Origin of the sequence: Streptomyces lunaelactis (assembly GCF_003054555.1) — a bacterium.
In the GTDB taxonomy this organism is placed as follows: domain Bacteria; phylum Actinomycetota; class Actinomycetes; order Streptomycetales; family Streptomycetaceae; genus Streptomyces; species Streptomyces lunaelactis.
This window is the reverse complement of the sequence record NZ_CP026304.1, coordinates 2,739,104-2,754,004: the sequence shown is the minus strand read 5'-3', so window position 1 is coordinate 2,754,004 and position 14,901 is coordinate 2,739,104. Positions and strand designations below refer to the sequence as shown.

At 67.1% G+C, this 14,901-nt stretch carries 12 protein-coding genes and 1 pseudogene; 1 reads left to right on the top strand and 12 read right to left on the bottom strand.

The window, feature by feature from the left end; translation table 11 throughout:
* Window positions 1-493 precede the first annotated feature (493 nt).
* The 12 genes and pseudogenes from SLUN_RS12520 to SLUN_RS12465 form a co-directional block, all read right to left on the bottom strand.
* Window positions 494-1,495, bottom strand: coding sequence for an arsenic resistance protein (locus SLUN_RS12520; RefSeq protein ID WP_108148565.1), 1,002 nt, complete (start codon window positions 1,493-1,495; stop codon window positions 494-496).
* A gap of 97 nt (window positions 1,496-1,592) precedes the next feature.
* Window positions 1,593-2,501, bottom strand: a complete 909-nt coding sequence (locus tag SLUN_RS12515; RefSeq protein WP_108148564.1) for a cytochrome c biogenesis CcdA family protein — start codon at window positions 2,499-2,501, stop codon at window positions 1,593-1,595.
* A 24-nt stretch (window positions 2,502-2,525) separates the two neighbouring features.
* Window positions 2,526-3,128 carry a redoxin domain-containing protein gene (locus SLUN_RS12510; protein ID WP_217505546.1) on the bottom strand — a complete coding sequence of 201 codons (603 nt, stop codon included), beginning with the start codon at window positions 3,126-3,128 and terminating at the stop codon, window positions 2,526-2,528.
* A gap of 77 nt (window positions 3,129-3,205) precedes the next feature.
* Entirely contained in the window at window positions 3,206-3,511 is a 306-nt protein-coding gene (merT, locus tag SLUN_RS12505; protein WP_254710098.1) for a mercuric ion transporter MerT, read from the bottom strand.
* Entirely contained in the window at window positions 3,508-4,311 is an 804-nt protein-coding gene (locus SLUN_RS12500) for a heavy metal-responsive transcriptional regulator (RefSeq protein ID WP_108148563.1), read from the bottom strand. The genes merT and SLUN_RS12500 overlap by 4 nt, the downstream gene beginning before the upstream one ends.
* A gap of 283 nt (window positions 4,312-4,594) precedes the next feature.
* Complete coding sequence (locus tag SLUN_RS12495) at window positions 4,595-5,215, bottom strand: hypothetical protein (RefSeq protein ID WP_159100237.1); 621 nt, start codon at window positions 5,213-5,215, stop codon at window positions 4,595-4,597.
* Between the two features lie 1,749 nt (window positions 5,216-6,964).
* Window positions 6,965-7,741: a hypothetical protein gene (locus SLUN_RS12490; RefSeq protein WP_108148561.1), complete on the bottom strand. Its 777-nt coding sequence runs from the start codon at window positions 7,739-7,741 to the stop codon at window positions 6,965-6,967.
* A complete protein-coding gene (locus SLUN_RS12485) occupies window positions 7,738-8,178 on the bottom strand; it encodes a hypothetical protein (RefSeq protein WP_159100236.1) in 441 nt (146 codons plus the stop codon). The genes SLUN_RS12490 and SLUN_RS12485 overlap by 4 nt, the downstream gene beginning before the upstream one ends.
* A gap of 53 nt (window positions 8,179-8,231) precedes the next feature.
* Complete coding sequence (locus SLUN_RS12480; RefSeq protein ID WP_108148559.1) at window positions 8,232-10,472, bottom strand: glycoside hydrolase domain-containing protein; 2,241 nt, start codon at window positions 10,470-10,472, stop codon at window positions 8,232-8,234.
* 64 nt (window positions 10,473-10,536) lie between these two features.
* Window positions 10,537-10,724, bottom strand: a pseudogene (locus SLUN_RS41110) (clavaminate synthase Cs1); the annotation flags it as partial.
* A 130-nt stretch (window positions 10,725-10,854) separates the two neighbouring features.
* Window positions 10,855-11,142, bottom strand: a complete 288-nt coding sequence (locus SLUN_RS12470) for a hypothetical protein (RefSeq protein WP_108148558.1) — start codon at window positions 11,140-11,142, stop codon at window positions 10,855-10,857.
* Window positions 11,143-11,530: 388 nt separating this feature from the next.
* Window positions 11,531-12,046, bottom strand: a complete 516-nt coding sequence (locus SLUN_RS12465) for a hypothetical protein (protein WP_108148557.1) — start codon at window positions 12,044-12,046, stop codon at window positions 11,531-11,533.
* 1,427 nt (window positions 12,047-13,473) lie between these two features.
* Between SLUN_RS12465 and SLUN_RS12460 the strand changes: the two genes are divergently transcribed.
* Window positions 13,474-14,847: an ankyrin repeat domain-containing protein gene (locus SLUN_RS12460; RefSeq protein WP_108148556.1), complete on the top strand. Its 1,374-nt coding sequence runs from the start codon at window positions 13,474-13,476 to the stop codon at window positions 14,845-14,847.
* Window positions 14,848-14,901: the final 54 nt, after the last annotated feature.

Here is a 14,901-nt window from a genome sequence, read left to right as displayed (position 1 = left end):
GCCGCATTCGGGACGTTCGCAGGACGCAGGGAATCGGAAGTGGCTGCCTCGGCGCCAGCTTGCCGAGGCGATCGAGTCCCGGCTGCGCACACCGCTCCGGCGGTGGGTGGCGTAGTCGGCGCGGTGTGGCGGCAGGCGCCCGGAGTGCTGCGCTGCTGCGCAACCTTTGGATCGGAGGGCTGCCGTCGACCGGAGCGCGGGGCTAAACGGCCCGAACTGAAAACGGTCCTGCAGGTGCTGGAGTTGGTGCTGGAACGCAGCGCGTGCCCTCAGCGGCACGAGGCTCCGAGGGCTGTCGGCTTACGAAGCCCTTGCCGGTGACCGGCAAGGCGTTCGGTGTTGCCTCGTGTCCCAGGAGCAGCAGGGTAGTTAGCTCGGACACGGCCAGTGGTGCGCGGCTATCGAGGTTGCCCACCGGGCCGAAGCCCTGAGGGGCGGCTTCGGGACAGGGTCGGTTGGACGCGTGCGGGCCCTCAGCCGAGTGGCCTTGTCTTTACAAGGAGGCTCTGAGGGTTGGTTCCTTGCCCGTGGGGACGAGGCGGGGAACGGCGCGGATGTACACGACCATGCCCAGGACCTCGACCAACGTCTGCGTGACCACCACGACCGCGGCGACAGCCAAGTTGTCCGGCAAGGCGAGCGCGAGTGGGAGGACGACCAGGGAGTTGCGGGTGGCTCCTGTGAACACAACCGCCCGCGAGGCGGGGGCGTCCAGGCGGAAGAGCCGGGCCACGGCGCGTCCGGCGAACGCCATGACCACCAGGAACAGCACGTAGAAGGGCACCACGGCAGCGACGTCGGTGAGGCTGCCACCGAGCTTGGGGATCTGGGAGGCGACGACGACCAGGAGCGTGGCGGCCATCAGCGAGACCATCGTCGTGGTGGCCGCGTCGGACACCTTCTGCCCGGCGGGCCTGCGGGCCGCCCATGCCTGAGTGGCCCAGGCAAGTGCCAGCGGGATGACGATCAGGAACAGGAACGCCTCGAGGAACGGGCCGACTTCGACAATGTCGGCCAGGCCCGAGCCCATGAACAGGAAGAGGAATCCCGGCAGCAGCACCATCTGCGCGACCAGCAGCAGCGGGGTGGATGCCAGCAGGCGGCGGCTGTTGCCGCCGGCCAGCCCGCTGAAGACGATCACGTAGTCGACGCACGGGCACAGCAGCACCAGCAGCACGCCCAAGCGCACGGCCTGGTCGGCGGGCAGGAAAGTGAACATCGCCGCGACCAGCAGCGGCACGACGAGAGAATTCACGACCATCGTGGCGGACAGGAACCGTCCGCCACGCAGTGAGCAGACCAGTTCGACAGCCGGCACCTGCAGGAAGGTCACGTAGAGCAGCGTGCCGAGGACAGGGCTGATGGCGTGCTCCAGGGTGGGAGCCGCGTCCGGCGCTGCCCAGCCGAGGACAGCGCCGACCGCCATCGCTCCGAGGTAGACCGCGACCTGGTGGTGTTCCATCTGCTCGACCAGACCCTGCGGTTCCTGCGACACCGTTTACGGCTCCTTGCTCTGTGTTGCCGCCCGGGGACTTGGTGGGCTGGCTCCCGGTCATTGTGGCAAGTCATCGGGGCCTGGTCTGCGGGGAAGGTCAGGAGCGGATCGGTGGGCTGTTCTCGGCAGTGGATCCCGGGGCGGTCCTGGTTCGGGAGCGGCGGCGAGCGACCAGGGTGGCCGCCCCCGCGAGGGCGACAAGGACGAGCAGGGCTAGCGCGAAGGGGGTGGGCCCGAGTGCGTCGACCCATCCGGCCAGTGTGTTCTGGATTCCGGAGGCCGCGTCGACCACGGGGTCCTCGGTGCTGCCGCCCGCGTACACGCGCAGTTCGTAGATGCCGTACCAGGCGATGTACGCGCCGACGAGGACGAGCAGGCCGCCGCCGATACGGGTGATATGGGGCAGCACCCTGCGCAGCAGGCGTGCGGCGGACTGCTGGGCGAGGGCTGCGGCAACAGCGAGGACGCCGACGACCAGCCCCATCCCGGCCGCGTAGGCCGCGTACGCGCCGATGCCGGTGGTGATGTCCCCGGCCTTGAATGTCGTGGTGGTCACCACGAGGAAGGGGCCGATGGTGCAGCCCAGCGAGGCGACCGCGTAGGAGACGCCGTACAGGGCCATCGCCCCGAGGCCGGCTGCGGGGTTCTTCGTGGCCTGCAGTTTCGGGGTGCGCAGCAGGATGTTGCGGCCGGTGAGCATGAAGACACCGAGGAGCAGCAGAGCGGCGCCGATGATGATGGTGACGGTGGGCAGCCACCGCTGCACGGTGGAGGCAATGGGAGCCAGCGCCAGGCCGAAGGTCCCGAAGACGGCGAGGAAGCCCAAGGTCATCGCCGCTGTGGCGGCCAGGGCCCGGCCGAGTGCGGCCAGCCGCTCCGGGGGTGCGTCGCTGTCCGTGCTCTGGGCGATGAACAGTGTCAGGTAGGCGGGCAGCATCGCGAATCCGCACGGGTTCACTGCGGCCAGGGCGCCCGCGGCCAGGGCGAAGGCGAGGGTCTCACTCACGGGAATCGGTCCTTGGCCGCCGGTTCAGTCGCCGGTCAGTTCGGCGACCTTGTCGGCCAGGGCCTTCTCACCGAGTTCGCCCCGTACGACCCCTACCTTGCCGGAGCCGTCGACGAAGGCGTAGGCGGGCTGTTGGACGACGCCGAACCGCTTCCAGATGGTGCCGTCCAGGTCGGCGATGTGCTCGAAGGCACCCACCTTGTAGTCCTCGACGAAGGCGCGCATATCCGAGGGCTGGCCCAGTCCCGCGACTCCGACGAAGACAGCCTCGTCCTTGTTGGTGGCGGCCTGTACGGCGGCAACATGGGGTGCCTCGCGGCGGCACTCTCCGCACCAGGGCGCCCAGAACCACAGCACCGCGTCCTTGCCCGCCAGCGAGGAGCCTTCGAAGGCCTTGCCGTCCACGGTCTTGGCGGTGAACCGCAGCTGCTTCGCCGTCTCGGCCGGCGCAGCAGACGACTGGCTCGCCGACCGCTCCGCCGGGGCCGAGGTGCTGCCGTCAACCGGCGTCGAGGGCGCGACCGGGGACTCGGCCGAGGAGTCATCGCCGCTGCTGCTGCAGGCGGTCAGGGCGGTCAGGGCGAGCAGGGCCACAATGGCCACGGCGAGGGGGCGGATCGTGCGCACGTGCGGGTACCTCCGAGAGCAGGGACGGGCATGCCCGGCTGATGGCGCCGGCAAGAGATGGTGGGGCAGCGGATCGCTCAGCGGTGTACCGGATCGGCCTTGGCCTGCGGCGGGGCCGGGGCGGGCATGCCCAGGTCGACCGAGCTCCCGCTCGTGCGGCAGGCGGAGCGACGGCGGCGCCGCACCATCAGCACCCCGAGGACGGCGGAGACTGTGAGCACGGCCAGTGCGGGGACCCACAAGGCGCCGATGGCGGAGAACACGCCAATGCCACCCAGCACGGCGAGCAGCGGGCCGGCGCAGCACACCGCGCAGGCGGCGACAACGGCGGCACCGGCGCCGACGGCGGACCAGGGACGGGTGGGCGGAGGGGATTCGGTCATGTCAACGCTCCGAACAGTTCGGCCACCAGGGCATCGGCGGCCTCGGGGGCCCGTACGGTCAGCACCAGTGCCGTGGGAGTCAGATGCAGCGTGAAGTCGAAGAAGGCGCAGCAGTCCTGCTCGGCGGCAGCCAACCGGGCCACATCGGCTGCTACCTCCGGGCCGGCGGGGAACGTCACCCGCAGTCCGTCGCCGGTGTCCTCCCGACCGGTGGATGAGGCCAGCAACTGCTGCCACTGGCGGGCCCGCCCCTCTTGATCGGCACCGGCCAGGCTGCAGGCGACCGGTGCCTGTCGCCACGACTCGTCGAGGTCGCCGGCCTCCCCCCGGCCGCCCCCGCTCCCCGACCGATCAGGCCGGGTCAGGGACAGCTCCACCGGCACGGGCCCGGCCGGTGTAGTGGAGACGCATCCGCAGCCCGGGCCGCACGCACCCTCCGGCGCGGGACCCGTCAGCTCCTGGTGCACGCCGGTCAGGTGAGCGGTGAACGCCTGGAGTTCGGCGATGCGCCGGTCGGCGTCGGCGATACGGTCGGTCACCAGCGGCAGCAGCCGCGCCCGCACGTGCGCGCACACCCCCCGCTCCCACACACCCAACAGGTCACGGATGTCTTCCAGCGGCAGCCCGAGGAGCTTGGCTGAGGAGATGAACGCCAGCCGCTGCACCGCGTCATCCCCGTAGACGCGGTACCCGGTCGGCGTGCGGTCGGCGGGCAGAAGGCCGGCGGTCTCGTAGAACCGCAGCGTGGTCGCCGGAACTCCGGACCGCTTGGCCAGCTGCGAGATGCGATACGTACTCACGCCACGACCGTAAACCTTCGAGTCGAGTCGAACGTCAAGCGATTGCGTTCCACCTATCGCCGCGACGCCGGCCAGGCAGCGTCAGCGCCAGGTGATGCCGAGCGGTCGCAGCAGTAACGGTGTAGCAGTAGTCGGCACATCCGACCACTGCGTCCAGCGTGTAGGGCGCCGCAGGGCCACCCGCTCCACGTCAACAGCCGCAGTCGCCACTCGCGCAGCCGCTGCCACCAGCGGCTGTGGCCCTGCGGGCGGCCCGGCGGCGGTGCGTGGGTGATGCGGTCCATCAGTTCTCTCCAGATCTGGTGGTGGCGGTGCCGAACACCGCGGTGACCACGTCGCGGGCCTCATCGGGGGCACTCACCGTGAACTGCATCCCCATCGGCCCGATCGTGAGCGTGAAGGTGAAGAACGAGCAGCAGGCGAACTCCGCCGCCGCCAAGCGGGCCAGCTCCACCGCCACCCCCGAGTCGTGGTCGAACGCCAGCGTCACCCCGCCGTTCGCGGGCACGCGCCCGGTGCTGCGGCCGATGACCGCCTGCCACTCAGTGATGCGATCGCGCATGGCGTCAGTGCCACCGTCGAGGGTGCACACGATGTCCGCCCCGCCACCGGCCGCGGCGCCCGCCGACAGGGCCATGCGGCCTGCCGGAACCCGCGGCGCGGTCACCGCCGAAGCCGCCGTCACGCAGGCACAGTCCTGCCCGCACAATCCGTGGGCCGCAGACCCGCTCAACCGGGCGACCGCGGCCTGCAATTGTCCGACCGTGCCACCCAACTCGACGATCCGACCCTGCACCTGTGCCACCTCCTCAGGCCGACTGGCCTGCAACCGGGCGGCCTGCTCGATCAGCTCCACAAGCCGAGCCCCTGACGCGGTCAGCCGCGCTGTCACCAGCTGCGCCATGCGTGCCTGCACCGCCGCGCAGTCCCCGCCGTCGTACACCTCAGCCAAGCCGGCCAGATCGCTGTCGGCGATACCGAGTTGCTTGGCACCGGCCAGCAGCCGCGCCTTTACAGCCGAAATAGCCCCTGAGGACCGCTCAGCAGATATTGCGGCGGTGGTACCGCAGCACCCGCATCCGCCCTCCTGCACCGCAACTGACATGGCACCTCCACGATCATCAGCACTGTCGCCGTCGTTTCTCGACCGTAAGGCTGTACCTGACTACCGGATTCAAGCCCGAAGAGAGTGACCTCCGTCATAGGGAATCTCCGCGACCGTGCGGCGGCGAGCAACGAATTGCCGCACAGTTCCAGGCGTAGGCAAGGTTTACTCCCGCCGAAGACATTCAGCGGCAAGGCCGTCGGCTGCCATGGTGGCCGTGGCCTGGCCAAGCACTCGGAGGCCGAGCGCAGGCCGGGACGCTTTCGGGACACAAGGACAGGAACAGACCGACAAAGACGAAGCAGTACCGACACGGCTCGCTCCATCTGACCTGCGAAAACGTCGTAGATCGACGTAGATCGACAAGGGCCGCCAAGATCCCCAAAGGACTCATAATCCGTCGGCCGTGGGTTCGAGTCCCACCCGCCCCACTACGCGCTACGCGTGGAGAAACCTTCTGACCAGCAACTTTGCTGGTTGGTCGGGTGGCCGAGAGGGCAGAGTCGCCCCAATTGATCATGGCTTCATGATCGGCAGGACAGAATTCGGGACGCCGATTTCCGGCAAACTGGGCATGCGGTGTAAGTCGTGCGTTTGGGGGTTGCTGGGTTGGCATCGAGGCGTCGTCCCCTGTGGGGGAGTGGTCCAGTCCGGGCAGGGTTCCGTGATGCTGGCGCCGTGTCTGCGACCCCGTGGTTTGTATTCCAGCGGGTCGCAACGGTCGGCCTGGTGCGTGTGTACGTCTGCGGGACCGCCTGAGGTCTTTGAGGTTGCCGGGCCGGGCGCGAATGCTCTGCTGTCCTACTTGCTCTTGGCGCTTTGGGAATTGCGACCGCGATGGGCGTACTGGAGCGTCATGTAACGGCCCGAACTGAACACGGCCCTGCAGGTGCTGGAGCTGGTGCTGGTGTGCTCATCAGCCGCAGGACGGGAGTCAGGGTGCCCGAAGCCTTCGTGCCCAGCCTTACGGCCGCGCAGAGCGTACGGTCGTCGGCTCTGTTCGATGGCGAGAGGCAGACCGGTCAGGCCGTCGGCCAGGGGGACGCTCGTTCAGTTCGACGCCGGCGAGCGCAGCCCCCGTCGGCGGACGGATCCGCTACAACTCCGATATCGCCTCTCTCATGGGGCGGAACATCGCCGCGGGTGCGGGGCCGACTCAAGGTGCGTGGCCGACAGTGAGCTGATCAATGACCGCTCCGGCACCGGTAGAACATAGGTCCGGGCCTGCCCTGACCCATGTCGCGGCCGCCGCCGCGTCCGCAGGAACATCCCCGCAAGTGCGGGCCGACAGCGCGGCGGCGGGGTCGGGGACCTTCCAGACGGGAACATCCCTGCAGGTGCGAGGCCGACACCGCACAAGGCGGCGCCCAGACCTGGCGAAGCTACAGCCGTTTACGGTGCGCTGATGAGGACTAGTGCCACCAGGGTGGTTGCGGTCGGCATCGTGGCGAGCTGGCGGACCTTGCGAGCTATCGCGGACCAGAAAGCATGGATCCCTCGCTCGTGAGGTCAGCGGACAGCGACTGTCGTCTGTGGGGCCGAGACGCGTTATCGAACTGCCGTAAGTCTCTGCTGGCGGCGTTCCAGTGATTTGGCTGCGTTGCGCCGCTCGCGGGCAAGCACGTCTACGGGGGTGCCCGCACCCTTGTCAGGCTCGTCCTGCCAGTTGCGGAGTTGAGCGGCCTTCTTGGCCAACGTCGCGTCGCCGGGAGGAACGTCGACGTAGAAGAGAGCTTCGTCCGGTTTGCTGTCGTCGCCGCCCCAGCGGACGACACCGTCGAGCTCGGCGAGGATGTCCCGGATCACCACCTGCTGCTGGGGGTAGAAGCCACCGCGCGTGCCGGCAGGGTAATGGCCGGGCTGGATCTGCACCGCTGTCCCGGACGCCTGGTTGGACTCCGGCAGCCCCTTCCGCACGGTCCCCGGGGAGCGCCAACCGACGACGCCGCCCTTGCGGAGTTCGTCGATCTCGTAGTGGAAGCGACGGATGACGTGGACGAGTACCGTCTCGGCGTCGCCCATGCGCACCTGGACGCCCGCGAGGGGGGTGCCCGGGACAGGGCGCGTGTAGATGTTGCCGCCGTCGTCCGCGACCTTCTCCATCTCCCATCCGTTGCGGGACGGCTTGCCCGTCAGTACCCGCCTATTCCGTGCCTGCGCTCTGCCCACCGCCTCGCGAACCTCCTTGGGGATCGGGTCCTTCCCTGCCGCATAGGCGGGGGAGGACAGGAATTGCGAGGCGGGCAGGGAAGCGGCGATCGCGGCACCGGTGATCACGGCGGTGCGGGCGAGGACGGTACGGCGCGATATATGCGGAGTGTTCAAGTGGACATTCCCTTCATGTAGTTCTGTCTGCCGCGATGCTTCGCTTCGATGGCCGCGAAAATGGTCAAAGTAGCAGTAAGGACCGCCAGCCCCAGCATGGCGGGGTTGACGTACTCGGGGATGGCGGCGGCGTATGTGCCGTCGCCTTTGACGTGGCAGCCCAGGTGCAACGGGATGTAGGAGAATTCGTATCGGTCGATGTCGGCTGATTGCTCCCTCCCGACTGCATCGCGGCATGCCTGGACAGTCATCGTCTCGTCCCCCACGAGGTGGAGGGCGCCCCAGGCGTACATGGCGATTCCGATGGAGGCGGCGAGGGCAGCGGAACTGCGGAGAACGTTCCCTATGCCTGAGCGCCTCACGCCTTGCCGCGCCAGAGTGCTGAAGCCATAGCCAGCGAGACCGACTGCGGTGATCGCCATGACCAGACTGAGCATCAGCAGGACAAGAGGGCTGGGCGGGCCGACGTGGCCGGATGCCATCGGGGCACTCAAGGGTTCCGCACAATGCCGTTGTATTTCTCGAAGATCTGGTAGAGGGTCATGCGCTTCGTCGCGTGCTCTTCCACCCTTTCGCCGTTCGGGAGTTTGCCCCAGCCCTGATAGCGGCGCACGAGCTCGAAGATCTCCTTTTCGGTGTAGTCCAGGCGCATGGAGCGCAGGATGGTTTCCCCATCCGGAGGGTTGTCGCCCCCTGGCTTGCCGTCCACGCCCCAGAGGTGAAGCAGCGAAACCGTCTGCACGCTGAACGCGTTGTCCTTGTTCACCTTTTGCCACATGGTCCAGATGTCCGAGTCCTTGTTGGGGTCGAGGACAGTGCCGGACGCGAAGCCCTTGTTGATGCAGTGGTTCCAGGCGATGATTCCGACCCGCCCACTGATCTGCGCGATACCCGTGGAAGAGTCTTTAACCGCGCCAACGCCATTGAGGTGGTACGAGGCAACTTGGTGATCCACAGCCTGGTCGATGAGGTCGTAGTGGCGCATCTCCCAGTACGCGTTCGTCTGGATCAGTGCTTTGCGCATGCTGTATCTGTTCGACAACTGAGTGATCAGGGTGTCGAAGGACATGATCGTTTCGAAGCACTGCGTGTGGGTGAAGAGCTTCGCGTCGGCGCCGGTGCCGCCGTCGTCCGCGTAACCGATGGACCGCATGAATCTACCGAGGTCATCGTGAAGGGCGTTGAGGAAGCCGCCGTCGAACCGGACGTCGGGGACGGTACCGCGCGGCTTGTTGAACGAGTTCTGCCCGATGTCGCGGCCGGAGGCGATGTTGTTGTCGATCTCGATCTTGCCGTCGCCGGAGCCGACGGTACGGGTGACGATCTGGTCGTAGGCCCAGTCGGCGGGCAGCGGGTAGCCGTAGTTGCCGGAGAAGCCGGAGGACATGTCGGAGACGAAAGAGGCTGTGGAATGGCCTGCCTCGCCGACACGAGTGCAAACGTTGCGTGGACCGTACACTCCAACCAGGTATGCATTTCCGGTGTCCGCCATCGAGTCCTCGATCCCCTTGAAGTGGGGTAGGACGTTAGAGGTGACTTCGTGGTCGAGGGCGTCGAAGTCGACGGCGAAGAAGATCCGCGTCCCGTTCTTGAAGCCGTGGTCCACGGCCGCGTTGACCGCCGCGTACCCGGCCGCTCGCCCGGCGGCGTAGTTGAAGCCGGCGGCGTCACGGCCAAAGGTCTGGTAGATGGGGTAGCAGCGAAGGCCGTTGTCGGCGATCGTCTGGAGTTCCCCCGGCTGGATCGCCTTCTCGGGCAGCGACGTCGTGCTCGGGTTGGTGAGGTAGCGGCCGACATAAGTGATGCCCTCCGTCTTCAGCGCCGCCGCGCGAGCCGGGGTTATCTTCGTGACCCCGTCGCACGCCGCGCCCTTGCGGGACTGGTCGCCGTAGGAGGCAAGGAGGGATGCCCAAGTCTGGAAGTCACCACTGCCCGTCACGGGAAGCTTGGCGAACGACTGGAAGGCACGTACCGCGTCGGCGAGTGAGGAGCCGAAGGAGCTAGAGAAGGCCACGGACCGCTGGTTGAGAATCATCCCCGCCGAGAACAGGGACACCCAGGTGCCTGTGGACCCTGAGGACACCGTGTGCGACTTCAGACCCGACTGAGTGCCGGGACCGAACACACCGTTCGCGACTCCGTCCGCCATCCCTAATTCGTACTGGACCGCGAAGAGCATGGACTTCGACACGTCCCGGGAGTTGTGACCGTCGCACGGGATGACGAAGAAGTCCCCGCGGTTCACGTAGCGGCCGTTGAGCCACCTCTGCACACTACGGATCGCCTCGGAGCCGGAGTTGACGGTGACGTAGGCGTCCATGTTCAACAGGCCCTTGAAGACTTTCGGTATCAGGACGCTGTTGGACGCGTCAACCCCCATGTCCGATTTCAGTTTGAGCATCGCCTGCTTGACGCGAATGCTGTAGACACCGTCGATATCACCCCCGTCGTAACCCTTGCAGTACATCGCGGACTGAATGATGCGGCAGAAGTCCTCAGAAGGAATGGTGGTCTCGTACAGCTGCGGGTACTTCGAGTTCAGCGTGGACAGCGTCGTGGGACCGAAACTGTTGGAGAGAGACGTGATGCCCAACTCGTACTGGAGAGCACGGGTGAGGGCGTACATGGTGTTCCAGCCTGTCTGACCGTCCTCCTCCACCGTCATTCCGATGCGACTACCGTAGACGGAGTTCACGAATCGCTGTGCCCGTTTAATCATTTCATCAGCCACGAAAGGTCCTCTTTCTTTGCCTGCTCATGCGCGTGCGGATCTACTTCTGAGGGAATGCCGGGTCTTATAGGCGGGGCATGAAGGCCGCGACGTCGCCCGCTCGCTCCTCACCGGGCAGGAGTTGGCCGTAGGAGTCGGTGCGAGTGCACACGCGATGCAGCCACCGGTCCCTGCCGTCCCAGCGCGGCGTGAAGGCGTCCGCGCGTGCATGGTGCGGAAGTTGCCGGAGATCAGCACGTCGCCCGGGGCGAGGGCCTTCCACAGCCACGTCTGCCTCGGCGTCCCGGTCGGGGTTCGCCTTGAGGAAGTTCACGGCCGTAGCCGGGCAGTGGATCAGCGCAGACGGCCCCTGCAGGAACTTGCGGGGGCCGCCTGCTGCTGGTCAGCTCTGCAGCTCTCGCTTGTTGTTCTTCACGATCGACACGACCGGGTTGTCCGGCAGGGGCTTGCCGGGATCCTTCACGGTGAGTTCAGTGGGCCACGACGTGCCGGGGTAGAGGGCGACCGCGCCGGTGTCGACTCTTACCGTCGCGTCGAATCCGCCCGGCCCGGTGATGCGTACCTCGACTTGGTAGGAGGCTCGCTTCTTGCCGCTGTTGGTGATGCTCAGCGGCACCGTCAGCGATCCCCTGTCACGACGGGGCTTGAAGACCGTGACATCGCGGCTCACAAGGACCGGCTGTCCGAACTCCTCACTGCCTTGAGCCGTGCCGGTCGGTGTGCTGCGCGTGATGGGGTCGCCGCTGGCAGCTGCTGCCTGCCGCGCGTCGATCTCGGCTCTGATGCGATCCTGCGCCGCAGGCTGAGACGACGACGGTTTGGGGGCAGGTGTCGCCTCGGCAGACTTCGAATGCGACTCCGCCCCTGCCGCTGGCTCTGTCGATCGACCGACAGACGGGGGCCCACTGGGCGCAAATGAACCGGGCGGGCCATCGGCGGTACCGTCGCTCCTCCGGTCCCCTCCGGTGAGAACAACGACTGTTCCAGCTGTTATCGCCGCTGTCAGCACCAGGGCTCCGCCCCAGGCGACAGTCCGACGGCGCGGCGCGGGCCGCCGCCTAGTTGCACGAGAAGGCATATTGGGAGGTGTAGTTGATGAAGTTCGACATCTTTGCGGTGACAGTGGCGCACACGGGGTACTTGGTGTAGACGGGGCCGGCGTACTGGCTGAACGTGCCAGTGTCGGTGTCGCACTTGGTGCCCGGGTACCCGTCGCAAACCTTCGCCGTCATACTCTGGGCTCTGCCCGTGTTGTTGTCGAAGATGAGGCACCCGCCTGCCTGACTGTTGTAGGTGAACACAGTTGCAAGGCGCAGTCTGGGGTCAGTACCCACCGGCAGCGGTATGGCTCTGTTCAATGTGTACCCCGTGCCACACGCGTTCGCTGCAGCCGCGACTTCCCCCGGGTTGGCCGCGGCGAACTCGCGAGTCTCCTTGGAGGCCTCGACGGACATCTTTACGTCGGTGCTGTTGGGATCCTCAGCGGCGGACGCCTGCGGCGCAGCGACAGTCAGAGCAGCGACGCCGGTGGCGGCCACCGCTAAGCGAGCGGTGGATCTGGCAATGGCCAGCATGTAAGTCCCCCTCATGGATGCACCAAGTGCAAGCGAATGATCTTGACCGGATCGGCAAGAGGCCGTTGAAGGTTGCCCGGACTTCCCAGCCCCCCAGTCCGCGTGCGCTCTCTCACGATCAGAAGAGAGCCTAGGAGGCGCTAGTGCCATCCCCAAGGGGTCTAGACCAGCCATCGGCGCCGCAGGAGCGATTGCTGCTACGGAGGGCCACGCAGTGCGCCGTCCTTCTAGTCATATGCGGCATTTGCGCCATTGAGTGTCACCTAGAGCCACGCGAGGCGACAAGGCGTGTCCCGTGTCACACGCCCATCGAGGGCGCTTGCTGGTGCCACCTCTGCCGTGTGTCGCGCGGTCTCGCTAGCCAGGCCGACGCTCTAAATGCGGGATTGACCTTTGATTCCTCGCTGGCTCGCCGCACGGTGACGAGCACAGCTCGATGTCCCGCTCCTGGACGCACTGGAAAACTTTCTGCGCGTTGAGGCCGGAAATAGACGCAACTGTTCTTGCTGTGGCGAGTGCATCCGCCTTCAGCGATCAGGGTTGCACCGTCAGTGACCGGTCGATGGCTGGAGAGACTGCGCCGCCGCTCACAATGCTGCAGGGTTAGACGCTCCCAAGGCTGGCGACGCCCCCGCGGCCGCCCGCCCGGCCTGGCGAGCTGCCAACCGAAGGCCCCATGGCTGATCGAATCCTTGCCGAATTTGCTGCACGGCGCGACCTGAAGTCGGCGGTGGGGGCGGCGTTGGCCGCAAGGCGGCACGAGAGGCCATGAGGAGCCAGCTTGATGAATGAGTCCGATTCCCGAGCTGGCGCGGTCGCTCTCGTGCCCTTCGATTCTGTCCAACCGGGACGTGGTCAGGACGCGGTCAGGACACAAGGACAGGAACAGACCGACAAAGGCGAACTAGTACCGACATGGCTCGCCTCCTCTGACCTGCGAAAACGTCGTGGATCGGCGTAGATCGACAAGGGGCGCCAAGATCCCCAAAGGACTCATAATCCGTCGGCCGTGGGTTCGAGTCCCACCCGCCCCACTGCGTCGCAGGTCAGGAGAAACGTTCTGACCTGCGGTTTTTTCGTGCTGCTCGCTTGGGGCTGGCGGCCTTGTAGTGGCTTTTGGCGGCACATGGAGCCCCAGGGGACAAGTCAGGGGACAAGGTCAGCCCTGGCGCCTGTTTGGCTTTGAGCGGCTCCCGGAAGCGGCTAGAAGGGCGGGCGGTCGGTGTAGCCGCTGCGGGCACCGTCCCCCGCCGGCTCGAGGCCCCGCGCTGTAGGCGGGCCCCACCGAGATCAATCTCAGCGGGGACTCCCTGTTGCGTACGGGGCAAATGCAGGACCAGGGTTTCGATCCGGGGGCGGGCGGCTCACCAGGCCACTCGTGTAAGTCGGCGATGACAGCGGCGGACGCGCGTTGACGAGGGGGACGGATGGGATCGCCGGGGTACGGCAGTCACAAAGAGAGCCGGGACACCAGACTCGTATCGGCGGTACGGGCACGGAACGCCGACATGGTGCGCGCGCTGCTGGAAGAGGGCGCGGATCCCGACGCGGCCGGTGAGGACGGACTCCCGGTGCTGTGCGCGGCCGTGACGGCGTACGACGAAGTGGTCGCCGAGGTGCTGGTGGAGGGCGGCGCGGACCAGGACCAGCTGCTGCCGGACGGGATGACACCGCTGCTGCGGGCCGTCGATCTCGGCTCTCCGGCGATGGTCACGGCGGTTCTGGGCATCGAGCCGCGGCTGCGGCTCCCGCAAGCCGCACGGGAACGGCTCCTCGCCTTGGCCAGGAAATGGTACGAGATGGGCGCGACCGAGGAGTTGCGCCGCAGGACCGGAGCGTCAGGGCCAGCCGAAACGTTCCTGGTCCAAGATGACGAGTACAACCATGTCGATCAGGTCTCCCTCGGCGGGCTCACCGTACGGGCAGGGCACGGCGCCATTCTCACCTTGCTGGAGTGGGCCTTTCGCATCCTGGCACCGGTCGACGAACTGATGGCCCGCGCCGTCCGGTACCCCGACGAGGACCATGTGGACTGGTCCGCGTCCTGCTTCGTTCTCAGCCAGCGCCGCAGCAAGGAAACCTGGTCGGCCGTGGTGGCCTTCCGTCACCACCCGGCGCCCGCCCACCGCCGATTCGTGACCTGCTTCCTGTGGACCAGGGCGATCTCCGAGAGCGCCGGCCTCCACTCGTACACGAACGAGGAGAGCCAACTTCTCGCTGCTTGGGCAGTCCAAGAGACGGACAGTGAGGTGCTCGCCAAGGTTCTCGACGTCTACAACGGCGACGAACACCCCGGCCAGGAGGCCGTCGGGCTCCGCCACGCCGAGCACCCGGACCCTCGCGTGCGCCGTGAAGTGCCCTACTGCTTCCACACGTACGGCTCCTCCCCCACCCCCGCGGCCACCGCCTCACTGCTCACCCTCGCGCGCGACCCAGACTCCGCGGTACGCAGCGCGGTGTGCACCGTGCTCGGCACGGCGCGCGACCTCAGTCCTGAAATCACGCAGGCGCTGCTCGTCCTGATCCGGGACCTGGACACCGCCGTACGGGCCTCCGCCGCGGCTGCCCTGTCCGCACCCCGCGACCATACGCCCGCCGTCACAGACGCGTTCGCGGCACTGCTCGACGAGGACGACCAACAGCTGCGCCTGGAGGGCGCCTACGGCCTCGCCCGGCGGGACGATCCGCGGACCGAGGAGGCGTACGAACGCGTGGGACCGCTCGGCCCCGGCTTCGAGCACGATCACCGGCCGGGGGGGCTCTGGCGCTGGAGATGGCGGAACAGGCCCGACCAGCCCTGACCCGATAGCCGACCTTCCGTCACAATCGGGGCGGGCATCTCCAGGACGTGTTGT